29 protein-coding genes and 1 riboswitch are annotated in these 21,881 nt (G+C 47.0%); of the genes, 5 read left to right on the top strand and 24 right to left on the bottom strand.

Features of this window, described 5'->3' with window-relative positions:
• Positions 1 to 9: 9 nt before the first annotated feature.
• The 7 genes from rluB to ACINLD_RS07285 all read right to left on the bottom strand — a co-directional run bounded on the left by rluB (position 10) and on the right by ACINLD_RS07285 (position 5,241).
• The gene (rluB, locus tag ACINLD_RS07255) at positions 10 to 744 is read right to left on the bottom strand and encodes a 23S rRNA pseudouridine(2605) synthase RluB (RefSeq protein ID WP_026587665.1); all 735 of its coding nucleotides are present in this window, start codon (positions 742 to 744) and stop codon (positions 10 to 12) included.
• 157 nt (positions 745 to 901) lie between these two features.
• The gene (locus ACINLD_RS07260) at positions 902 to 1,438 is read right to left on the bottom strand and encodes a spore maturation protein (protein ID WP_026587666.1); all 537 of its coding nucleotides are present in this window, start codon (positions 1,436 to 1,438) and stop codon (positions 902 to 904) included.
• 4 nt (positions 1,439 to 1,442) lie between these two features.
• Positions 1,443 to 2,030 (bottom strand): nucleoside recognition domain-containing protein, encoded by a 588-nt coding sequence (locus tag ACINLD_RS07265; RefSeq protein WP_026587667.1) that lies wholly within the window; start codon positions 2,028 to 2,030, stop codon positions 1,443 to 1,445.
• Positions 2,018 to 3,169 (bottom strand): D-alanyl-D-alanine carboxypeptidase family protein, encoded by a 1,152-nt coding sequence (locus ACINLD_RS07270; protein ID WP_077736563.1) that lies wholly within the window; start codon positions 3,167 to 3,169, stop codon positions 2,018 to 2,020. The genes ACINLD_RS07265 and ACINLD_RS07270 overlap by 13 nt, the downstream gene beginning before the upstream one ends.
• Before the next feature lie 128 nt (positions 3,170 to 3,297).
• A complete protein-coding gene (locus ACINLD_RS07275; protein ID WP_026587669.1) occupies positions 3,298 to 3,786 on the bottom strand; it encodes a YpuI family protein in 489 nt (162 codons plus the stop codon).
• 113 nt (positions 3,787 to 3,899) lie between these two features.
• Positions 3,900 to 4,493, bottom strand: a complete 594-nt coding sequence (gene scpB / locus ACINLD_RS07280; RefSeq protein ID WP_026587670.1) for an SMC-Scp complex subunit ScpB — start codon at positions 4,491 to 4,493, stop codon at positions 3,900 to 3,902.
• The gene (locus ACINLD_RS07285; RefSeq protein WP_026587671.1) at positions 4,483 to 5,241 is read right to left on the bottom strand and encodes a segregation/condensation protein A; all 759 of its coding nucleotides are present in this window, start codon (positions 5,239 to 5,241) and stop codon (positions 4,483 to 4,485) included. Before ACINLD_RS07285 ends, scpB begins: the two co-directional genes overlap by 11 nt.
• Positions 5,242 to 5,421: 180 nt before the next feature.
• On the opposite strand from ACINLD_RS07285, the gene ACINLD_RS07290 reads away from it, so the two are divergent.
• Positions 5,422 to 5,517: a YjcZ family sporulation protein gene (locus ACINLD_RS07290; RefSeq protein ID WP_077736562.1), complete on the top strand. Its 96-nt coding sequence runs from the start codon at positions 5,422 to 5,424 to the stop codon at positions 5,515 to 5,517.
• A 139-nt stretch (positions 5,518 to 5,656) separates the two neighbouring features.
• Positions 5,657 to 6,184 carry a DUF309 domain-containing protein gene (locus ACINLD_RS07295; RefSeq protein ID WP_077736561.1) on the top strand — a complete coding sequence of 176 codons (528 nt, stop codon included), beginning with the start codon at positions 5,657 to 5,659 and terminating at the stop codon, positions 6,182 to 6,184.
• Positions 6,185 to 6,194: 10 nt separating this feature from the next.
• On the opposite strand, the gene ACINLD_RS07300 is transcribed toward ACINLD_RS07295, so the two are convergent.
• The 8 genes from ACINLD_RS07300 to ACINLD_RS07335 all read right to left on the bottom strand — a co-directional run bounded on the left by ACINLD_RS07300 (position 6,195) and on the right by ACINLD_RS07335 (position 12,367).
• Complete coding sequence (locus ACINLD_RS07300; protein ID WP_026587673.1) at positions 6,195 to 6,569, bottom strand: GNAT family N-acetyltransferase; 375 nt, start codon at positions 6,567 to 6,569, stop codon at positions 6,195 to 6,197.
• Positions 6,570 to 6,670: 101 nt separating this feature from the next.
• Positions 6,671 to 7,135: a 6,7-dimethyl-8-ribityllumazine synthase gene (gene ribE / locus ACINLD_RS07305; protein ID WP_026587674.1), complete on the bottom strand. Its 465-nt coding sequence runs from the start codon at positions 7,133 to 7,135 to the stop codon at positions 6,671 to 6,673.
• Positions 7,136 to 7,169: 34 nt separating this feature from the next.
• The gene (locus ACINLD_RS07310; protein WP_077736560.1) at positions 7,170 to 8,366 is read right to left on the bottom strand and encodes a bifunctional 3,4-dihydroxy-2-butanone-4-phosphate synthase/GTP cyclohydrolase II; all 1,197 of its coding nucleotides are present in this window, start codon (positions 8,364 to 8,366) and stop codon (positions 7,170 to 7,172) included.
• A gap of 19 nt (positions 8,367 to 8,385) precedes the next feature.
• Positions 8,386 to 9,033: a riboflavin synthase gene (gene ribE, locus ACINLD_RS07315; RefSeq protein WP_077736559.1), complete on the bottom strand. Its 648-nt coding sequence runs from the start codon at positions 9,031 to 9,033 to the stop codon at positions 8,386 to 8,388.
• 11 nt (positions 9,034 to 9,044) lie between these two features.
• On the bottom strand, positions 9,045 to 10,115 hold the full coding sequence (gene ribD / locus ACINLD_RS07320; protein WP_142246149.1) for a bifunctional diaminohydroxyphosphoribosylaminopyrimidine deaminase/5-amino-6-(5-phosphoribosylamino)uracil reductase RibD: 1,071 nt from the start codon (positions 10,113 to 10,115) through the stop codon (positions 9,045 to 9,047).
• 138 nt (positions 10,116 to 10,253) lie between these two features.
• Positions 10,254 to 10,404: riboswitch (FMN riboswitch) on the bottom strand.
• Positions 10,405 to 10,505: 101 nt separating this feature from the next.
• Complete coding sequence (locus ACINLD_RS07325; protein WP_026587678.1) at positions 10,506 to 10,850, bottom strand: hypothetical protein; 345 nt, start codon at positions 10,848 to 10,850, stop codon at positions 10,506 to 10,508.
• 490 nt (positions 10,851 to 11,340) lie between these two features.
• Complete coding sequence (locus tag ACINLD_RS07330; RefSeq protein ID WP_077736557.1) at positions 11,341 to 11,778, bottom strand: Hsp20/alpha crystallin family protein; 438 nt, start codon at positions 11,776 to 11,778, stop codon at positions 11,341 to 11,343.
• Between the two features lie 151 nt (positions 11,779 to 11,929).
• The gene (locus ACINLD_RS07335; RefSeq protein ID WP_026587681.1) at positions 11,930 to 12,367 is read right to left on the bottom strand and encodes a peptidylprolyl isomerase; all 438 of its coding nucleotides are present in this window, start codon (positions 12,365 to 12,367) and stop codon (positions 11,930 to 11,932) included.
• Between the two features lie 111 nt (positions 12,368 to 12,478).
• On the opposite strand from ACINLD_RS07335, the gene ACINLD_RS07340 reads away from it, so the two are divergent.
• Positions 12,479 to 12,640 carry a hypothetical protein gene (locus ACINLD_RS07340; RefSeq protein ID WP_179115713.1) on the top strand — a complete coding sequence of 54 codons (162 nt, stop codon included), beginning with the start codon at positions 12,479 to 12,481 and terminating at the stop codon, positions 12,638 to 12,640.
• A 157-nt stretch (positions 12,641 to 12,797) separates the two neighbouring features.
• Positions 12,798 to 13,694: a DUF1002 domain-containing protein gene (locus ACINLD_RS07345; RefSeq protein ID WP_026587682.1), complete on the top strand. Its 897-nt coding sequence runs from the start codon at positions 12,798 to 12,800 to the stop codon at positions 13,692 to 13,694.
• A gap of 69 nt (positions 13,695 to 13,763) precedes the next feature.
• Here ACINLD_RS07345 and ACINLD_RS07350 read toward each other — a convergent pair whose 3' ends face one another.
• Entirely contained in the window at positions 13,764 to 14,552 is a 789-nt protein-coding gene (locus ACINLD_RS07350) for a poly-gamma-glutamate hydrolase family protein (RefSeq protein ID WP_026587683.1), read from the bottom strand.
• Positions 14,553 to 14,793: 241 nt separating this feature from the next.
• On the bottom strand, positions 14,794 to 16,116 hold the full coding sequence (gene lysA / locus ACINLD_RS07355; RefSeq protein WP_026587684.1) for a diaminopimelate decarboxylase: 1,323 nt from the start codon (positions 16,114 to 16,116) through the stop codon (positions 14,794 to 14,796).
• 380 nt (positions 16,117 to 16,496) lie between these two features.
• On the opposite strand from lysA, the gene ACINLD_RS07360 reads away from it, so the two are divergent.
• Complete coding sequence (locus ACINLD_RS07360) at positions 16,497 to 16,814, top strand: hypothetical protein (protein ID WP_026587685.1); 318 nt, start codon at positions 16,497 to 16,499, stop codon at positions 16,812 to 16,814.
• 44 nt (positions 16,815 to 16,858) lie between these two features.
• Here the strand turns inward: ACINLD_RS07360 and ACINLD_RS07365 are convergent, their stop codons facing one another.
• Genes ACINLD_RS07365 through ACINLD_RS07395 form a run of 7 tightly spaced genes read right to left on the bottom strand, consistent with a single transcriptional unit; the run spans position 16,859 to position 21,797 of the window.
• The gene (locus tag ACINLD_RS07365; RefSeq protein ID WP_026587686.1) at positions 16,859 to 18,346 is read right to left on the bottom strand and encodes a spore germination protein; all 1,488 of its coding nucleotides are present in this window, start codon (positions 18,344 to 18,346) and stop codon (positions 16,859 to 16,861) included.
• Positions 18,300 to 18,908: a stage V sporulation protein AE gene (locus tag ACINLD_RS07370; protein ID WP_026587687.1), complete on the bottom strand. Its 609-nt coding sequence runs from the start codon at positions 18,906 to 18,908 to the stop codon at positions 18,300 to 18,302. The genes ACINLD_RS07365 and ACINLD_RS07370 overlap by 47 nt, the downstream gene beginning before the upstream one ends.
• Positions 18,909 to 18,914: 6 nt before the next feature.
• A complete protein-coding gene (spoVAE, locus tag ACINLD_RS07375; protein WP_026587688.1) occupies positions 18,915 to 19,265 on the bottom strand; it encodes a stage V sporulation protein AE in 351 nt (116 codons plus the stop codon).
• 1 nt (position 19,266) lies between these two features.
• Positions 19,267 to 20,286 (bottom strand): stage V sporulation protein AD, encoded by a 1,020-nt coding sequence (gene spoVAD / locus ACINLD_RS07380; protein ID WP_026587689.1) that lies wholly within the window; start codon positions 20,284 to 20,286, stop codon positions 19,267 to 19,269.
• Between the two features lie 12 nt (positions 20,287 to 20,298).
• Positions 20,299 to 20,748, bottom strand: coding sequence for a stage V sporulation protein AC (gene spoVAC, locus ACINLD_RS07385; protein WP_026587690.1), 450 nt, complete (start codon positions 20,746 to 20,748; stop codon positions 20,299 to 20,301).
• A gap of 13 nt (positions 20,749 to 20,761) precedes the next feature.
• Positions 20,762 to 21,187 carry a stage V sporulation protein AB gene (locus ACINLD_RS07390; protein WP_026587691.1) on the bottom strand — a complete coding sequence of 142 codons (426 nt, stop codon included), beginning with the start codon at positions 21,185 to 21,187 and terminating at the stop codon, positions 20,762 to 20,764.
• Complete coding sequence (locus ACINLD_RS07395; RefSeq protein ID WP_026587692.1) at positions 21,177 to 21,797, bottom strand: stage V sporulation protein AA; 621 nt, start codon at positions 21,795 to 21,797, stop codon at positions 21,177 to 21,179. Before ACINLD_RS07395 ends, ACINLD_RS07390 begins: the two co-directional genes overlap by 11 nt.
• Positions 21,798 to 21,881 lie beyond the last annotated feature (84 nt).

A 21,881-nucleotide genomic window follows, 5' to 3' on the forward strand; every position in this document is an offset into this window, starting at 1 on the left:
TGTGAAAATTTAGAAAGCATGTTTGCCGTGTTCCGCCATGGCCCTGAGCCTCTTTACTTCATGCGGTGTCAGCTCTCTCTTCTCTCCCGTTTTCAGCCCCTGCAGATTCAAAAAGGCGTATTCCTCCCTTTTCAGTTTGACCACTTCATGGCCGATCGCTTCAAACATCCTCCGCACTTGCCGGTTGCGTCCTTCATGAATGGTAATTTGGACGATGCTGGTTTGCTTTTTCTTGTCGAGCGAAAGCAGTTTCACTTTAGCCGGGGCGGTTTTTCCTTCCTCAAGCTTGACGCCGCGCTCGAGCGTTTTTAAGTTTTCCTTTGCCGGGATGCCTTTCAGCTTGGCCACGTACGTTTTGTCGATCTGGTATTTCGGGTGCATCAATTTATTGGCGAAGTCCCCGTCATTCGTCAGCAGAAGCAGTCCGCTTGTATCATAGTCGAGCCGTCCGATCGGGTAAATCCGCTGCGGAACCTCTTGGAAAAAATCGGTCACCACTTTCCGCCCTTTATCATCTTTCACCGCGGAAATCACGCCCCTCGGCTTATAAAAGAGGAAATAAACCGGCTCTTCGGATTCAAGCTGAATGCCGTTTACTTCTATCCGGTCTGAACTCGTCACTTTGACGCCGAGCTCTCTGACTGTTTTGCCATTGACCGTCACTTTTCCTTCTTTTATCAGCTCTTCCGCCTTTCTTCTTGATGCAATTCCGGCGTGAGCGATCACTTTTTGCAGTCGTTCCATATCTTTCACCTCATGTATTATCTTACTTTTTTCCAATTCAACAAACAAGCATTCAGTGCGGCTTGTTCGCGTAAAAACCTGAACTCCGCCCTTTAATGTATCCTTTCTCAGCCCAAAAGTAAAACAGTTTTGGCCAAAAAGCAAAAAAAGCGCCTGTTTAGGCGCTTCCAAACAACAAGGCAACAATGATGACAGAAGCGATGACACCCGCTAAATCGGCAAGCAGGCCCACCTTTAAAGCATCCCCCATTTTTTTGATTCCAACCGCCCCAAAATAGACGGTCAGGACATAAAGGGTCGTGTCAGTCGATCCCTGCATGACGGAGGCAAGACGGCCGATAAACGAATCAGGCCCGTAAACGGCGATCAGATCTGTCGTCATGCCGAGCGCCGCCGTTCCTGAAATCGGCCGGATCAAGGCGAGGGGCACGACCTCTGTCGGCATGCCGACGGCAGTAAAAACGGGTTTCAATATATCCATAAAAAAATCGAGCGCCCCGGAGGAGCGGAAAACCGTGATCGCCACAAGCATCCCGACCAGGTAGGGGATGATGGAAAACGCAATTTGGATCCCTTCTTTTCCCCCTTCTACAAACGCTTCATAAGTCGGAACTTTTTTAAATGTGCCATATAAAAGAATCGAGGCGATGATAAACGGGATAAGGGCTAAAGAAAGCCAATTGATGAATTCCAAACGCTCACCCCTTCTTTTTTCTTCTATAATAAAAATACCTGTCGATGATAATCGCAACAATTCCTGATATCAGCGTCGCCAAAATCGTCGGTCCGACGATGTCTGTCGGCGATTTTGAATCATAAGTCATTCTGACCGCAATCACCGTCGTCGGAATGAGTGTAATGCTTGACGTATTGACCGCCAAAAAGGTGATCATCGAACGGCTCGCCTCGGCGCGGTTTTGATTGAGCGCCTTCATTTGTTCCATCGCTTTGATGCCGAGCGGTGTCGCCGCGTTGCCAAGTCCGAAAAAATTGGCCATTAAATTGGATAAAATGTACCCCATCGCCGGATGGTCGGGAGGAATATCAGGAAACAGCTTTGAAATGAACGGACGGCACATGCGGCTGAATTTGTCGAGGAGCCCGGACTGCTCGGCTATTTTCATCAGCCCCAGCCAGAAGACCAGGACACTCATCAGTCCGATCGCGATGGTGACCGCTTCTTTCGCTCCTTTAAATACAGCTTCGTTCACTTCTTGAACCGTTCCGTTCACAAGCGCAAACACAAGACCGATGACCGTTAAACCGACCCAGATTATATTGACCATGATGGACCGCCCGCCGCTTTTTTAAAAACAGATTGAAAGGTATCAAGGAACGATTTTTTCGGCTTTTTGTTCCGTTCATTTTCATAGTACACAGGCAGGTCGGCAATCGTTTTTCCGTCCAGTTTCACCTTCATCCTGCCAATGATGTCCGGAATCGCTTTTTCGTTTTTCCGCCAAGATTTCTTCGGCTCGAGAAGTTCTAAGTCGATCTTCACCTCGTCTTTTTCCTCATCGCTTAAGAGATACTTGACATCGCGTTTAATAAAAACTTTGCTTCCATAAAACGAATCCCGCAGCCTGTGAATTTCTCCTTTTTTGGCAACAACATACGTTTTATAATGATCGTAACAATAGCTGAACATATTGATATGATCATTCCAATCATCAGGAGCGTTGATCGTGACCGCGATCAGATCTGTGCCGTCTTTAGAGGAAGTGGATACGAGCGTGCGCTTTGCAAGCTTTGTGTACCCCGTCTTGCCCCCTGTGCTGTAGCGGTACAAGCCTGTTAAAAGCTTGTTTTTGTTTCTCCAGATTCCCTGCATCGTTTCCGCTTTGTAATGCTTTGTTCCGGCGATTTTTCGGTATGTCTGATTTGTCATCGCATATTTTGTCAAAAGCGCCATGTCATATGCGGTTGAATAATGGCCGTCATGATCATCAAGACCGTGGGGATTGCGAAACACGGTGTTTTCCATCCCGAGATCGGCCGCTTTTTGATTCATCATATACACAAAGCCTTCAAGACTGCCGCCGACGTGTTCGGCAATCGCCACGGCGGCGTCATTTCCCGATCTCAGCATGAGACCGTATACAAGGTCTTTTAGCTTAACTTTTTGTCCGCTCGTCAAATATATGGAAGAACCTTCCGTACCTGCAGCCCTGTCTGAGACTGTCACGGTATCCTCCAATTTTCCCGACTCGATCGCCAAAATGGCCGTCATGATCTTCGTGATGCTTGCAATGCGCCGCTTTTCATGTTCATCCTTGGCAAATAAAACCCTGCCGGATTGACCGTCTATGACAATTGCGCTTTTTGCGCTGACATGAATGGAAGCCTCTGCTTCAGCGATTTGAAAAGAAGAGAAAAAAAGAAAAAAAAGAATGGCCGCTGCTGCAGTTCGTTTTAGAAAGCGCATTTTTCTCACGTCCTTGTTGTTGTTTGTACAAGTTTATGCGCTTGTCTAACCGATATGATCATCAAATGTGCAATTCTTAAAAAATCGCATGAAAAAACTCCCCCTCAAAAGGGAGAGTTCGGGTAATTTTATCTTGGATGAACCACCTTCATCTGATAGTCCGTTGCATAGTATTCCAATTCTTCTCTCATCGATTGGTATCCCGTTTCAAGAGAAGCCATCAATTTTTTTAATGAGGCCGGCGCTGGTTCGTGAAAGCGAATGGCGTGCCTTCCCGTATAAGCTGCTCTGCTGTCTTCATACCACGTTTCTTTTTTCGGTGTAAAAAATTCCTCTATGCATCGATGATAAATCTGATAGAGCGTCCTTTCCGCCGCAGCATCCCGAAAAGGCTCCTGCTGCAGCATGACTCGACAGGCTGAAAGTCCTTCTTCACAGTAGACCGTAAGCTTTCTTAAATTGCTGAGGACATCCCGGAAATAGGCGCTTCGTCCCGGTTCTTCCGTTTCCAGAGATGAAAGCGTTGTTTCGTTCAAATAATCGCTCAGCGTCTGAACAGCCTGTGATAAAAATTCCTCTGCCTGCTCGGTTTGGGCTCTTGCCATAGATTTTCCCATTGGTGTCGGCACCCTCTCCTCATCGCTTTGTTACAATCGTATTCTTACGTCGTTTAAATTAAACATAAAAAATACGATAATATATATTATCATACTTCGTTCTTAAGGTGAATCTATTTTAAATCTTCAAACGTCTGATTGAAATTCTCGAAGAATAAATCAGCTTCCTCCTGCACCCCGTCTTCTTCGACGTTTTCAGGCAGCGGCGGAAGTTCTTCAAGCGCCTTTAATCCAAACTGCTCTAGAAATGTGTCTGTCGTTCCGTATAAAATCGCCCGGCCCGGCCCATCCGCTCGTCCTACTTCACAGAGCAGCGCTTTTGCGACAAGGCTTTGGAGAATCCGTTCGGATTTAACCCCCCTTATATCTTCGACTTCAGCCCTTGTAATCGGCTGTTTATATGAGACGATGGCCAACACTTCAAGCGCCGCCTGGGAAAGCCCTTTTGAAGGAGCTTCGATCAGCTTTTTCAAATAGACGGCAAATTCTTTTTTTGTCGAAAGCATGTAAGTGTCTGCGTATTCAACAAGCTCAATGCCTCTGTCTTCCTGTTCATAGCTTTCCTTTACGTCGTGCATAATATCCTGAAGCTCTGTTTCATCGATTTCCAAAACGGATAACAGCTGTTTTTTGGTAAGGCCTTCGTCTCCCGCCGCATAGAGCAACGCTTCGACAATGGCCTTCCAATTCACGATATCAAGCGTCATGAATCGCTTCACTCCCTGTGATGTAAATATCTGAAAAATTATGTTCCTGTTCAATGATGATCAGCTGATTTTTCATCAGCTCCAATATCGCTAAAAACGTCACGACCAAATGCTCTTTTTGTTCATACGGAAACAGTTCCGTAAAGTTGATTCTTTTTCGGGCCGATTTCAAATTGTCGACGATTTGCGCCATTCTTTCTTCGATCGGGATTTCCTGCCTTGAAATCCTCGTTTCCGAAGGACGGCTGATTTTCTTCCGGTTCAGCACCTTTTGAAATGCGCCGAGCATATCATAAACCGTTACCGAAAGCTTTTGTTCGCTCAGCTTGATTTCCTTGGCGTAGCTGCTTAAGTCGCTCGGCGGTTTGGCGAACGATTTTTGCCGCTCTTCTTCACGCTCTTTTAAATTTTGCGCCGCACTTTTGTACTTTCTGTACTCTATCAATTTTTCAATCAATTCTTCTCTCGGGTCCTCTTCCTCTTCAAGAAACTCCTCATCAAACAGCTCTTCTTCTTGTTTCGGAAGGAGCATCCGGCTTTTAATGCTGAGCAGGGTGGCGGCCATCACCAAATATTCGCTCGCTACATCTAACTCAAGCTCACGCATCGTATGCACATATAATAAATATTGCTCGGTTATCTTCGCAACAGGTATGTCATAAATGTCTATCTCGAGCCGATTGATAAGATGCAAAAGCAAATCCAACGGTCCTTCAAACGCCTCGATTTTCACCTGATATTCCATGATCATTTCTCACCATTTTCACAATCGCTTCTTTGCCGGCCTAAACTGGCTACCCTTAAGTATAAATTACGCGTCTATCCGAAGTCCAATATAATTTACAAAGCCTCGGGAGGCATCCGCCTATACAAATTGAGAAATACACACATAGAATATGGTGAATTCTTAAATAGAGGAGGGAACAGCATGAGCGGTCAAGGCTTCGGCTACGGCGGAGGTTTTGCTTTGATTGTGGTTCTGTTTATTTTGTTAATTATTGTAGGAGCCGCATGGATCTATTAATATAAAAACGGCTGATCGCCATGAGCGTCCGCAATAAACGGACGCTCATTTTCCTAAAAACTCGCGGGCACTCCCTCGCGTTTTTTCTTTGCCGGGTTCTTGTGATACACTTGAACGGAAAAGAAAAGGAGGCTGTCGGATGTATCCCGAAGCTTACATCGATTATCTGGCTGAATTTCATGGATCAAGGGATTATTTTGAGTGCCATGAAATTTTGGAGGAACATTGGAAAAAAGAACCTCCGGGAGCACGGAAGCTTTACTGGGTCGGTTTGATCCAGCTGGCCGTCGCCCTCTACCATCAGCGGAGAAACAACTTCACCGGCGCGAAAAGGTTAATGGCAAACAGCATCCGCATTCTCGAAGGCGAGCAGACGGCCGTTGAATCACTCGGATTAGACTACAGCCGGCTCATCAGCCTGCTAAAGCATACTTACCGAAAAATCGAATCGCATTCTCCTTACGAAAGCATCATGCTTCCCATTGCAGACAAGGCGCTTGAGGAGCGATGCCGAAAAAAATGCGAACAGCAATCCTATCCATGGGGGCGGACAAGCGTTGTACAGGACGCCTTCCTCATCGATAAACACCGGCTGAGAGACCGGAGTGAAGTGCTGGCCGAACGGGAAAAAGAAATCGCGCGGCGAAAAAAGAGCAGAGGCCGATAGCAGCCTCTGCTCATTTGTTATATGTGATGTCTTCATTTTCGTGATCCTGACAGCGTTCAAAAAATCCTTTCGTTAATTCATTCGGAACCAGCGGTTTTGGGTCAAACATCTGCGAAACGGCCGATACCATTTTTTTGCCGATTCCTTGATGACGGTGAGACGGGTTTACACTGATATGCTTAATTTCAACTTCTTCTTCTCTTTTTTCTACTCCTACACAGCCGACGATATCCTCGCCTTCTTTCCAGAGGAAAAGCTGTCTTTCAGCGTCCGTTTCATAGTCTTTTATTGTCTGCTGAAGCTGCTTGACATCCTTCTCATTCGGCATGAACGAAAGGAGACCCATCGCAATCTTTTCGAATGACTTTTTATAACGAATTAACATAAATACCCCTCAATATATCAAAATGTGGATCTTACGAAGGCTAGTCGCTTCACATCACATTATAAACATTTTTAATACCTTTTTAAACTCTTTTTCGGCAATTATTGAAGCGACCGGGTCAGGTTTGCCATTTCAATCGCCGCAACAGCAGCCTCAGCGCCTTTATTGCCGGCTTTCGTTCCGGCGCGTTCTATCGCCTGCTCTATCGTTTCAGTCGTCACGACTCCAAAGATGACCGGAACACCAGTCGACATGCCGCTTGCTGCGATTCCCTTTGCCGCTTCATTGCACACATAGTCATAATGGCTTGTCGCCCCCCTGATCACCGTACCCAGCGTGATCACCGCGTCATACTTTTTCGTTTCAGCCATTTTTTTCGCGATCAATGGAATCTCAAATGCACCGGGAACCCAGGCGACATCGATATCATCAGATTTGACCCCATGTCTTAAGAGCGTATCTTCTGCACCGCTTAACAGCTTGCTTGTAATAAAATCGTTGAATCTTGATACGACAATGCCGATTTTCAAATCTGTTCCAACTACATGGCCTTCAATTTTATTCATATGAATCCCGTCCTTTTTTGTGATGATTTCTGTATTAAAAATGAAGCATATGCCCCAGTTTTGATTTTTTCGTTTTTAAATAATGTTCGTTGTCTTTGTTCGCTTCCATCTGCAGCGGAATTCTGCCGGCGATTGTTAAACCGTAGCCTTCAAGACCGGCAATTTTCCGCGGATTGTTCGTTAAAAGCTTCATGTTTTTCACGCCTAGATCCCTTAAGATTTGAGCGCCGATGCCGTAATTTCGCAGGTCTGGACGAAAGCCAAGCTGTTCGTTTGCCTGTACGGTGTCATAGCCTTCCTCCTGAAGCTTGTAGGCCTTCAGCTTATTGATCAGACCGATGCCTCTTCCTTCCTGCCGTAAATATACGAGGACGCCGCGGCCGGCTTTTTCAATTTGCGACAGCGCGGCGGCGAGCTGCGGACCGCAGTCACAGCGGTGAGAGCCGAAAACATCGCCCGTCAGACACTCTGAATGAACCCTGACAAGCACAGGTTCGTCACCAAACGGAACATCCCCTTTGACAAGGGCAATATGCTCTTTATTGTCAATTTCGTTTGTGTAGCCAAACACCTTGAAGGTGCCGAAATCTGAAGGAAGCGTGATGCCTACTTCGCGGTTGATCAGCGTTCCTTTGCTGTATCGGTATTCGATGAGATCTTTGATCGTAATCATTTTCAGACCGTGCTGATCAGCAATTTTTTTGAGCTCCGGAACCCTCGCCATCGTCCCATCTTCATTCATGATCTCGCAAATAACGCCGGCAGGCTTGGAACCGCACGCCGCCGCAAGGTCAACGGCCGCTTCCGTATGCCCTGCTCTTTTGAGCACGCCGCCTTTTTTCGCGATCAGCGGGAAAATATGCCCCGGTCTTTTAAAATCAAGCGGGCCGGCGTTTTCGTCGATCAGCGACATCACCGTCAAAGAGCGCTCCTGAGCGCTGATTCCTGTCTTTGTCTCACGGTGGTCCACACTGACCGTAAAGGCGGTGTGATGAGCATCTGTATTTTCATCCACCATCGGATGAAGGTCGAGCCTTGACGCGATCTCTTCGGTCAGCGGCGCACAAATCAAGCCTCTTCCATGGGATGCCATGAAGTTGATCACCTCTGGTGTCGCATGTTCGGCCAATGCGACGAAGTCACCCTCATTTTCCCTGTCTTCATCATCGACCACGATGATAACTTTCCCCTGCTTTAGATCGTGTATCGCTTCATCAATTGTATGAAACATGGGCATGCGCCTCCTTTCATCAAAACCCGTTTTCTTTTAAAAATGCTGCAGTGATTGTCGGTGTCTGCTGTTCTTGATTTTGCTGGTGAAGAAACCGGTAAATGTATTTGCCGATCATATCGCACTCAATATTGACGATGCTTCCGACCTTTTTTTCCGGAAAAATCGTTTCATCCAGTGTGTGCGGAATGAGCGAGACAGTGACTTGATCCTCGGTCAATCCGAAGATCGTCAGGCTGACGCCGTCAACGGCGATGGAGCCTTTTATAACAAGCATTTTCGCCAATGCTGGATCAAGCTTTAAATCATAGTATACGGCGTTTTCCGCTTTTTCTATCCGGACAATGGTTGCCGTGCCGTCGACATGCCCCGACACCATGTGGCCGCCAAAACGGCCGTTCGCCGCCATCGCCCTTTCCAGGTTGACGGCACTGCCTTTTTTCAATGTGCCGAGCGATGTCGCTTTCAGCGTTTCCAGCATGACGTCGGCGGTAAACTGACCTTTTTTAAAATCATTGACGGTCAGGCAGACTCCGTTGACCGCAATGCTGTCGCCAAGCTTGACATCTTCGGTCACTATGTTTGATTGAATGACTAAAGACATGGCGTTTCCTGCCTTTTTCAAGTCTAAAATCGTTCCGACTTCTTCAATGATGCCTGTAAACATGGGCCACCACCCTATTCTTTTATCGGTTTAGCTGCCAGTTTTACATCCTGGCCGATTTTCGTAATGGTTGTGAATTGTAATAAGGGGACATCTTTCATCGATTGAAAGCCTTCACCGGAGATGGCACTGGGAGAAGAAAACCCTCCGATTAATTTTGGGGCAAGATAGAAGATGATCTGCTGATAAAGTCCTTCTTTGACAAAGCTTGCATGAACGGTCGATCCGCCTTCAACATAGACAGAAGCGATGCCGTTTTCCGCCAGATGCTGAAGCACTTCCTTTACTGAAATCGACTCGTTGTCGAAAACAATGATCTGAACGCCTTTTTCCTCGAGATGGCGGACGATGTCTGGATCGGCCTTGGATGTCGTGTAAATCCAAGTGGGCGCTTCTTTGTCATGAATCACCTTGGCGTCAAGCGGAATCGTCAGGCTGGTGTCGAGTATCACCCTGACCGGCTGATTCACCACATCGGGCAGCCGGCACGTCAGACTCGGGTCGTCCGCTTTTATTGTGCCCACACCGACTAAAATACTCTGATGATTTTTTCGGTACTTATGAGCATCCATCCTGGCTTCACTGGAGGTGATCCATTTGCTGTCGCCTGTACTTGTAGCCGTTTTGCCGTCAAGGCTTGCAGCGGCCTTTAATGTAACATACGGCAGTCCCGTCCGCATGAAATGCATGAATTTTTCGTTCAGCTCTTCCGCCTGCTCTTTGAGAACACCTGTCGTCACTTCAATTCCGGCTTCCTGCAGCATCTTGATTCCTCTTCCGGAAACAAGCGGGTTCGGATCTTCGGCAGCAACAACGACTCTGCTGAGCCCGGAGCGAATGATCAGCTCCGCGCATGGCGGCGTTTTTCCGTAGTGGCTGCAAGGTTCAAGCGTGACGTATATCACAGCTCCTTCTGCATGGCGCCCCGCCATTTGAATGGCGTGCACTTCAGCATGCGCTTCACCGTATTGTAAGTGGGCCCCCATTCCGACAACCTGACCGTCCTTTACGACGACAGCTCCGACAAGCGGATTGGCGCCGGTCTGCCCCTCGCCCTGTTTTGCCAGCTCTAATGCGAGATTCATATAATCCTCGTCCTTCAATTCCTTCCCTCCCTTCTTTTGTAAGCTTCACGCAAAAAACCCCGGAATATACATTCCGGGGTTTAATTTTTGTGCATGAGAAATAAAACTATGCATGACAATATTTTTCACATAGTTTACATCATCCTTCTCCCATCCAGACTTTCACTGTCGGCTTCAGCTTTTCACTGAATCCACCGCCTGCATAGCGCAGAGCGGGTCACGGGCTCTAAAGCGTCTCCAAAGCTTTACTACCGCCGGTCGGGATTTTCACCCAGCCCCGAAGGATACAATCGATATTTTCTTGTCCTTATGCGTATTATAGCGGCCCGATGTCGAAATTGCAATGAAAACCGCTTTCTATAGAAAAAACCCTCTGCAGGCAGAGGGCCGTTAGTTCGTCACCTTGACGACTTTTATCAATCCTTCGATTCTGTTTGAATTGCTGAAATATGCTTTGACTTTGTCTCCTTCTTTAATATCGGACAAGTCCTGATCGAGATTTTTCGCATCAAAAATAATTTTTGTTCCGTTATCAGCAATTCCGTGGTACTCAGTACCATCAATTTTAGTTATTTTATATTGATGAATGGTATAGTCTTTTTCTCCGGATGAGACCGTTTGACTGAGCGCTGTTGAAGCATCCTGCATGCTTCCGTTTTTTAAATAGTAGAAGCCCCCTGCCAGCACGGCGGCCAAAATCATCAGCACCGTGAGCTTGACTTTTATTTTCCCCATGATCAAAACCTCCAGAACACATTCTGAACTATCATATGTTTTTTCACTTTATTTGATGAAATAAAAACATTTTCGATTCAGACGGAAAATATGTGGTTTCTAAGTATAACGCAAAATAGTGGCAAATCGTTTCATATTCGGGAGAAATACTCCTTATAACCTACGAATGTACATTCTGTCTTCAGGGGTTGATAGGTCATTAAGACTAAAACGAGACTAAAAGACTACAAAGCCCGATCTGCCTCTTTCACCCGAGCCAAAATCGCCGGGAAGCTTTGCCCGGGGAACACCTGCCGATAACTGCAGATCTGCTGAACGGGCCATTTGATGCAGAATTTCAACAAAACACGCGCTGGCTTACCTATTATTATAAAAAAAGCCCATCCATCCTTCCAGAAAAACGCCGTGTTTTTTGTGTCGCTGTTCCTTATCAGGCGCCGAACCTAAAAAAGATCCCCAGGCAGGAATCTTTTTTGCAAGACGCACCGTCTCAGTGAAATTCAACATCTATTTTTCTTTTATGGTCTTGGTTTTCCTTTGGCATCCTTACTTCAAGCACCCCGTTTTTATACGATGCTTTTATACCCTCATGGGAGACAGAAGCCGGAAGCATCACAGATCTGTGAAAACGGCCGACAAACCGCTCCTTTCTGTGCATGTTTTCTTCTTGCACTTCATTCGATCTGTTGACAGACCCGCTGATGTGCAGCATGTTGTTTTCAACATCAATATGAACATCTTCCTTGCTTTCAAGCCCCGGAATATCACAGGAGGCCACGATTTCATTTCCGGTTTCATGAACATCCACCCGAATGTCGCCGAACCCGTGCTCTCCTCCGGCATTTGCCGGAAAGTCCGCAAACACCCTGTCAAACTCTCTTCTGATCGTATTTAAATGTTTAAATGGGTCATAAGGTACTAACGGCATCTTTTTTCCTCCTCCTTGTTCTCATGCCTTATTCGTTATGATTCATTACTTTTTACATATTTATACATACAGAATCACCTAAGGGATGGGTGGCGGGCGATCTATAAAAAAAACAGCCCGCATATACCGGGCTGTTTCAAACATTTATGTTTTATGCGTCGTACACTTCGACTTTTTCCATTCCTTGTCCCTGCTCCATTGAAGTCACAGCATCAAGACCTGATGTGACTTTGCCGAAGACCGTGTGAACGCCGTTCAGGTGCGGCTGTGGCTCATGGACGATAAAGAATTGGCTGCCGCCTGTGTCTTTGCCGGCATGCGCCATTGAGAGAGAACCGGCTTCATGTTTATGGGGATTTCCCTCTGTTTCACATTTGATCGTGTAGCCGGGACCGCCTGTTCCTGTGCCGTGCGGGCAGCCTCCCTGGCTGACGAATCCCGGAATGACGCGGTGAAATTTCAGTCCGTCGTAAAACCCTTCGTTCGCAAGTTTTTCAAAGTTGGCGACAGTGCCTGGCGCTGCCTCCGGATATAATTCAAACTCGATTTTTTTGCCGTTTGTTAATTGTATGTATCCTTTTTTAGCCATCTTGATTCTCTCCTTTCATTTGACAAGGCTCATTATATCACAGAAGGGAATCGCAGAGCCAATGCCGAAGCAAATATACACGGCATCTTTTTTCCCGAGGAGGGCTTATAATTGTTGGAACTCTTAATGGCTCCAATGGCTGTCATCGCGATCAGCGTCATATTGTTATCCTGTTTTATGGCTTCTGTCAAAAATTCAAGAACGATCGCCGAACAAAATGAGATCATCATTGATATTTTGCGAGACATCAGGAAGGAACTGAAAAAGAAGTGATTGAATGAAAAGGCGGGTGTAACAAGCAAATCATTTTGAAACCTCCCCCGCTTTTTATCCGTCTATATTGTCGGAATGGATAAATTCGTTCCGGCAGGCTTCTATCCCCTACAGCAATTTCTGCCTGAAGCCTGCATTTTTAAGGAGGGCATTTAGCTTGAAAAAAACACTACTTGGAATTTGCACAGCATTGTGTCTGCTCATCTTTCCGCAGGTCAGCTTTGCTGACGCCGCAGCGGGAGACGTGATTATTACACTGGGAAAAGACCTGTCAGCTCAGGACAGACAAAAAGTGCTGAATGAAATGAATGCGCCTGATAACGCGACGATCATTGAGGTGACAAATGCTGAGGAGCATAAATATTTAGGAGATTATATCCCGAAAGCGGACATCGGCACTAGAGCGATATCTTCTTCTTCGATTACGATAGCGAAAAAAGGCACCGGTTTGGAGGTCCAAACGAACAACATCAGCAAAATTACCGATGAAATGTATTTAAACGCGCTGATGACGGCAGGAGTCAAGGATGCCAAAATCTATGTCACCGCGCCTTTTGAAGTATCCGGAACAGCCGCTTTAACAGGGCTGATGAAAGCGTATGAAACAACTTCCGGCAAAGAGATTTCCGAAGATGTCAAAAAAGTCGCAAATGAAGAGCTTGTCACCACTTCTGAGCTCGGCCAACAAATCGGCGCTGACAATGCATCAGCACTGCTGGCCAAAGTCAAAGAAGAAGTCGCGAAAAACGGCGGTTCACAATCGAAGGAAGAGATAGAAAAAACGATTGATCAGGCTGCATCTGATTTGGGCATTACATTGACAGATGAACAGAAAAAATCGCTTCTGTCATTGTTTGACAACATGAAAAACATCAACATCGACTGGAACCAGGTTGGAGACCAGCTTGACAAAGCCAAAGACAAAATCACTAAATTCCTAGATTCTGAAGAAGGGAAAAATTTCATTCAAAAACTGATCGATTTCTTTATTTCCCTGTGGAATGCCATCGTTTCCGTCTTCACGGGCGGCGGCGCTTCGGAATCTAATGGATGATCGAATCTATAGTAAAAACACCTCCTTTGATTGCAGGAGGTGTTTTTCTATGAAAGAAGAGAAACTCTCTCAGTCTTGATAGTTTTTCTGAATGAAATCTGCTAACAGCTTTGTGAAGCGGTAAAATGCCGGATTTTGCGTGGACGCCCTGTCTTTCAGTGTGAAGACATCGAATAAAGATTTTCGAAAACCGGTGCTCATTTCAAGCTGGATGCTCAGTCCTGAAATGGATTTGTTGGCGATATTGTCCGGATGGGTTCCGGCATATTTGTCATCGGTGTCAAGCATTTCGGCGGCAAATCCCGCTTTGTTCAATTCGATGACCAGCCGTTTGATTTTTGTGCGGTCTGTCCCGCCCACTTTAATCAGACGTTCCTCCCCATAGTACCCGTGAAGCGACATGATATATTCATGGCTTGCAGCCATCTCGAGCGCTGTTGGCTCGTCGAAGCGGGTGCTTGTAATATGAAGCACACTGTTTCCTGAGGATTTCAGCCCTTCAAACAGGTACATGGAATAGCTTCTGGACAATTCGTTGGCTATTTCGCTTGTTCCCGGTTCTATTCCGCCCCCGTGGATTGCCATGATCAACATCCGGCTGCCGCCATGTTTGGCAACGATTCGGTAATCGGCCGGGTCTTCATGATTTTTTAGTTCTGCAAAGCTGTCATATTGATCAGCGGATTGTGAAGAAAATCCGTGAGCCGCTATTGAAAATGGGAATGAAATCACAGCTAAAATTAATAAAATATTCACAAATCTGTTGATTGCTGTAAATGACTTTGCTGTGTTACAATCAACACATTGCTTCAGGCAATGGAGCATGCGGTGGAGTAGGGATACTTTGGCCGGTTTCATCTACTCCGCCTCTACATCTGAAATCCTTCGCATTTTGATCATGTACTGAACCATCTCCTTTTGTTAAATTTTTGTTAAATTCCCAATATTATATACAATTAGCCCGGATGCTGTTCTATGTATGACATGTTCTTTTTCATAAAAAAAAACACTTCCAAAAATCTGAAAGTGCTGTTTGACATTGAGCCCCGCCGCGAACGCATGAAAAAAGGAGATACCCATCGTGAGCATCTCCCTTTTGTTATGACTGTTTGACTTTCGACTTCAACGGCAGGTCCAGTTTGACAATATCTTCATAAGACTCCCTCTGAATGACGAGCTGCGCTTCCCCATCTTCAACAAAGACGACGGCCGGGCGCGGAATCCGGTTGTAATTGTTGGCCATGCTGTAGCCGTATGCACCGGTGCAAAAAACAGCAAGAACATCGCCGTCGCGGACTTCCGGCACCTCTAAATCCCATATCAGCATATCGCCGCTTTCACAGCATTTGCCGGCAATCGACACCGTATCATCACAGGCAACATTCATTCTGTTGGCGACCGCTGCTTCATATTTTGCTTCATAAAGCGCCGGTCTGATATTGTCGCTCATTCCTCCGTCAATCGCCACATATTTGCGGATGCCGGGCACCTGCTTTTGCGAACCGATCGTATAGAGCGTCGTTCCCGCATCTCCGACGAGCGACCGGCCAGGTTCGATCCAGATTTCCGGAATGTCAAAGCCGAAGTGTTCGGCGTTTGCTTTAACCGCCTCAATAATTTTCTTGACATAAACATCTGCACCCAACGGCTCATCCTCTTTTGTATAACGGATGCCGAAGCCGCCGCCAAGGTTGAGCACGCTCGGGATAAAGGAGTAGGATTCCCGCCACTCTGCGAGCTTTTCGAAAATTTTGTCTGCAGCCAGAACAAAGCCCGCCGTATCAAAGATTTGCGAACCGATGTGACAATGTACGCCAAGCAGCCGGAAACCCGGTGCGCGGAGTACCTGCTCGATGGCTTGTTCCACCTGCCCGTTATGCAGATCAAAACCGAATTTGGAATCTTCCTGACCTGTCGTAATGTAATCATGTGTGTGCGCTTCAACTCCCGGCGTAATTCTGAGCAATACATCCACAGTTTGTCCGGAGCGTTTGCACAGCTCTTCCGTGATGGCAATCTCGTGAAAATTGTCGAGCACAATGCAGCCGATTTGATGCTGAAGCGCCATTTCGATTTCCTGCGGACTTTTATTATTTCCATGAAAATGAATCCGTTCTGGCGGAAAGCCTGCTTTGATCGCTGTAAACAGCTCTCCGCCTGAAACAACGTCCAATGACAGCCCTTCTTCATCGGCAAGCTGAATCATCGCCACAGATGAGAACGCCTTGCTTGCATAGGCGACTTGCGCCTTCAAACCGGCTTCCTGAAACGCTTGTTGGAATTTCCGGGCGCGTTCCCTGATCAAAGCTACATCGTATACATAAAGGGGAGTTCCATATTTTTCTGCTAATGATAGAACATCAACACCGCCGATTTCGAGATGTCCTCTTTCATTTTGTCTGCTGGTACCATGTAAAAACAATTGTCATCCCTCTTTCTCTATCTATAAAGGTGAAAGGAACAGTCCGGATCACTGCCCGATGCATCTTTCGCTTCATAGTGCAATTTCTTATGTTGTATTATAACATTTCGTATCAAAATCTAAACCACCATTTGTCTAAATTTTCTCGCTTTAAATTGAAAATGATTTCCATTCTTCTCTATTAACTCTAGCATAACAGAAAACAGCAATCGATCGAAATAGGCATTCTCAACATCTATGCGATATTGAAAGCCCGGCTTCATGCGGCTTCCAGAAAAAAATGAAAAATTGGGCGCTTCACCTATACAGGTAGGCACTTATCTGAATATACACATAAACAGAGTGTCAAGAAAAAATCATGTCAGAAAGAGGGTTTCAGCATGTATCAACACATTTACCCCCACCCTCCTCTTCCAGCCTATATGTATGAGGAGAGGCACGATCCATATGGGGCACCTCCGTACGATGAACTGAGAATTTATGAGCCATATGAAGGCCAGATTATAACCGCCCCTGCCAATACAAGGTTCTGGCGGAGAGGCACAGAGGTATTCCTTCATTCGTCAACCATTGATCCGTCCGGCCGCGAAATGCTGTACATCGTCTATCCGATCAGACGGCAGAACAATATTTGCAGCCTCAGGGCGGTGGCGATATCAGCCAATGAATACAGAGGAATGCAAAGATACGGATATTAAAAAAAGAGGCTTTTCATTTATGATAAGCCTCTCTAAAGTGATGGTTAAGAATGTTTCGGCTGCCTGACCCTGTTTTTCGGGTGAACAATACTCGGCCTCACTTTCCCTCCCGGAACGGATGTGCGGACAAGGACGTGCCAAAACGCTTTCCCGTTAAAGGGGAGGAGCGGCCAGAGATACGGCGTTCTCAAGGAACGGATGGAAGTCATCACAACGGTTAATATCGTTAAGCCGACGACAAACCCCTCGACCTTAAAGATGGCGACAAGGATCAGCATGAAGAGCTTCACCATTTTGTTCGCCAGGCTCAGCTCATAGCTCGGGGTAGTATAAGCGCCGATCGCTGACAAGGCCACATATAAAATGACTTCAGGGGAAAACAGTCCGACATCGATCGCGATATCGCCGATCAACACGGCGGCGATCAGACCCATGGCCGTTGACAGCGCCGTCGGCGTGTGAATCGCCGCCATTCTTAAAAACTCGACCCCGAGATCGGCTAAAAAAATCTGCATAATGATCGGGATGTGTGATTCTTTATTTAAGCCGATGTATGAAAGGTTCTTCGGTAAAAGCGACGGTTCAATGACAAACAAAAGCCAAAGGGGCAGCAAAAAGGTAGAGGCAAAAATGCCGAAAAAGCGCACCCATCTTAAAAACGTGCCGACAGCCGGCGTCTGCCTGTATTCCTCCGCATGCTGAACGTGATGAAAAAAAGTGGTCGGCGTGATGATGACGCTCGGCGATGTATCGACAATCACGATCACGTGCCCCTCCAGGATATGGCTGGCTGCCACATCCGCTCTTTCCGTAAATCTGACAAGCGGAAAAGGGTTGAAACCCTGGCCGACGAGAAATTCCTCGACCGATTTGTCAGACATCGGCAGCCCGTCGATTTTCACGTTTTCAATCTCTTTTTTTAAAACCTTGACAAGATCCGAGTCTGCCACATCTTCCAAATAGCAAAGGCAGATATCAGTCTTGGAGCGCTCCCCGATATGAAGCATTTTATAGCGGAGGCGTTCATCCCTGATCCGGCGCCTGATGAGAGCCGTGTTGACAATGATGTTCTCGACAAACCCGTCCCTCGCCCCGCGCACGACTTTTTCCGTATCAGGCTCTTCCGGCGTTCTTCCCGGATAGCTTCTGACATCGACAATAAAAGCGAAGTCCGCTTCTTCGACGATGATAGCGACCAGTCCGGACAGCACTTGATCGACAGCTTCATCAAGCGTTTTCGCTTTTGACACCTGCTGATTCAGCAGCCTGTTTTCAACGATTTCTTCAGGATCGCCCGACTCTTTTTCCGAATCATTCAGGTGAACCAGTTCTCTTAACAGGTGAATGATGTATTGCGTGTCACATAATCCGTTCACATAATAAAGCTGAACTTCACGGTCAAGGACCATGACCTTGCGGACGCCCAGGTCAAAGCTCTCCCCCATGCCGACGAACTTCTTAAAATACGCTTCATTCTTAGAAGGATCAAGGAATATTTTTGTCTTCTCTTTCTCTTTTGGCTGAGCACTCATGATACCCGCTCCTTTCTAAAATGAGCTCGACCGCTTTCATTGTGATCGGCGAACCTTTTTTCACATCGTCCTTTCTGCCCATTTTTCCAATATCGCCGATGCCGACGACAATCGGCACATCAAGCTGGTCAAGACAATAGACCGTATCACCGTTCATCCGCTGCACATCAAATTCTCTCACACCGTGTTTATCGACTCCGTATTCTGTCAGCTCACCCTCCGCATCAATCGACACATCGACTTTTGTCCACTCTGCATAATGGGTCTTTGAGGCGACGGCGATAACGCCGAGGACTTCGATATCGGGATGCTTCGCCACATATTTCATGGCCGCCTCCCCCGGTCCTTCCCCTTGCAGGCCGGAATCGTCAAACATGACAAAAACGGGATCATGCGGCGTTTTCAAAATCAGCGAAACAAGCTCGGGGCCGGTTTTCACGCTTGGGTTTCCCATCGATTGGGAAATCGAGCGGCCTCCCGTCTTCCTTGCTGCATATTCAATGGCTTTTGCAGCGTATATATCGCCGTCTGTGACCAAAATGACCTTGCGTTTTGCTGTCATCTTTTTTTATCCTTTCGGTTTAAAAATCACGGCTACGATAAAGGCGAACAAAATAGCGGCGGAAATACCGGCGGATGTCAATTCGAATATTCCCATTCCAATCCCGATCAAGCCGTGTTCTTTTGCCTGATGCATCGCTCCGTGCAAAAGGGAGTGTCCGAAGCTGACGATCGGCACCGTTGCGCCTGCTCCGGCAAAATCAATAAACCTGTCGTAGATGCCGAACCCGTCCAGAATCGCTCCTGCTACGACAAAGGTTGACATGACATGAGCCGGCGTCAGCTTAAAGATATCTAGCAGCAGCTGTCCGATGACACATATCAAGCCGCCCGCAATAAATGCAATCACATACTCCATGTTAGGCACTCCCCCTTTCGGATCGTTCAAATACGACGCCATGCGCAATGCAGGGAATCGATTCTTTTTGCTGGATAATGGTCGGGCTCAGAAGCGCACCCGTGGCGACGACAAGCACCTTCTGAAGCCGTCCCGCTTGGATTTCTTTAAAGATATGGGCGAATGTGACGACGGCCGAGCAGGCGCAGCCGCTTCCTCCTGCAAACACCTGCTGATCAGGCGTATAGATCATCAGTCCGCAATCATTGTGCTTTGTCCCGACATTGATCCCTTCTTCTTTTAAAAGGTCCTTTACAATCGGGCTGCCGACGCCCGAAAGATCCCCGGTCAAGATCAAATCATAATCATCCGGGGTGCGGCCCATATCTTCCAAATGCTGTTTAATCGTATCCGCAGCGGCAGGCGCCATTGCCGACCCCATGTCCTGTGAATCTGTAATGCCAAGGTCGATGACTTTGCCGACCGTTGCACTGGTGATTTGAATATCGCCCGGATCTTGGCTGAGGACGACCGCACCGCTTCCCGTGACGGTCGAAGTCGCGGTGCCCGGCTTTTGCCCGCCGTATTCGGTCGGATAACGAAACTGCCTTTCGGCTGTGGCATTGTGGCTGCTTGTCGCGGCGAGCGCGCGTTTTGCAAAACCGCCGTCGATCAATGCCGAGCTGATCGCAATCGATTCCATGGAGGTGGAGCATGCGCCAAATAAACAAAGAAACGGAATCTTCAAATGTCTCGCTACATAGTTGGCTGTCACATTTTGATTGAGCAGATCTCCGGCTAAAAAGATATCAATGTCTTCCTTTTTGAGGTTTTGTTTCGACAAGGCGGCCTGAATCGCGTCCTCCATCAGCTTTCGTTCCGCCATTTCCCAATTTTTTTGGTTGCAATGCATTTCATCGTATGAATGATCAAATAAATGTCCTAAAGGCCCCTGCTTTTCTTTTGGCCCAACAGCTGTTCCGCTCGAATTAACATACAGCGGATTTTCGAATTCCCATGTTTGTTTTCCCTTCAGTTTCATGATGTTTTCCTCCTAAAACAGCTTGTCAAAGCAAAAGCGGATCAACCCGACAATATACGCGGCCACAACGCCGAAGACGATGACATTGCCGGCCAGTTTAAACATATTGGTGCCCACACCGAGAACATAGCCTTCACTTTTATGCTCAAGCGCCGCACTGGTCATGCTGTTGGCGAACCCCGTCACAGGAACGGCCGACCCCGCACCTGCAAACTGTCCGATTCTGTCATAGATCCCAAGCCCTGTCAAAAGGGCGGATATTAAGATAAGTGTGGCAACTGTAGGGTTTCCCGCCGTTTTTTCATCAAAATGAAAAACGGCCATATAAAAGTTTTGAAAGGCCTGACCGATCGCGCAGATCAGCCCCCCGACGAGAAAAGCCTTAATACAGTTCAGCACATAAGGCGGGGAAGGCTGATACTCTTTCACTTTTGACTGATAATCACCTTTTAAACTTGACATCATAATCCTCCTTTTATGACAGATGAACAAAGATAAGCCATTGAAACAGCGATCCGAGAATTTTCCCGAACACGATGGCCATCAAAAGAATTAAAATCCTGTCCCCCATGCCGATCCGCTTTGCCAAAATCGGCAGGACGTTCAGCACTTCTGTAAGCGCAGCTGCAAGCATTCCGATAAAAACGCCCGCGAGAAGCCCGATTGGAATGAGCAGCCATTTGGATAAAAAAAGCCGGGTCATATTCAACGATTCCCAGCCTCCAAAAACGGCGCCCAAAATAACAGCCCATTCGTACGCCTGGATAAACGCCCCGGTTTTCGTCAGCTGGGTCAGCCTCGGAATAATGCCAAGGACCGTAAGGAAAGCGACAAATCCTGATCCTACCGCGATCCCTCCCGCAAAACCGAGAAAGATGATCAAGAGCGTATTAATGATCATGAATATCCTTTGTCGTTTCTTTATTTTCGTTCATCGCCACATACTGATCCAAATCAAGCTGATATTTAAACATCTCGACTTCCAGCGGACTGGGCTCCTCATTGAAACGTTTTTTAAATAAGTGGTTAAAAAACAAAATCATACCGAGGCCGAGGCCAATGCTGTACGGTATCTGCAACAGGTATGGATAACGATTGATCTTCCCCGTCACCATTTCATAGAGCAGAATATGCACGTCCCTCATGCTGACATCTTCATGAAAATTCATGACCGCAAGGCCGGCGCCGACAAACAAAAGCAGCCAGACAGCGATGAACAGCACTGGGGATAAATTCCGTTTTGGATATTGGATCTCCACGATGGTTTCAGAGCTGCCGACGGTTTGGACATCAAGGTCTGGACACGATATATGTATGGCTTCGATCACCTTCATCACATCCAGAACTACCATGCTTTGATCCGATTTCTTTACCTGGTAAACAGGCAGCTGTTCAAGCTTTTCCTTAAACCGACGGTCTCCCGCCACCTGTGCGATATGGCCGAGCCTGATCAATTCATCCGGATCTGCCTTGAGCCGGTGGCGGAGTCTGATAAAAACTTGACGTTCCATCTGGGTCACTTCCTATATGATGGTTATGGTTGTAGTATGTGGTTCATCCCATTTACGCATTCAGCAAGCTGCCAAAGTCCATAA

Origin of the sequence: Bacillus sp. z60-11, from assembly GCF_046464135.1 — a bacterium.
GTDB classification, from domain to species: Bacteria; Bacillota; Bacilli; order Bacillales; family Bacillaceae; genus Bacillus; species Bacillus sonorensis_A.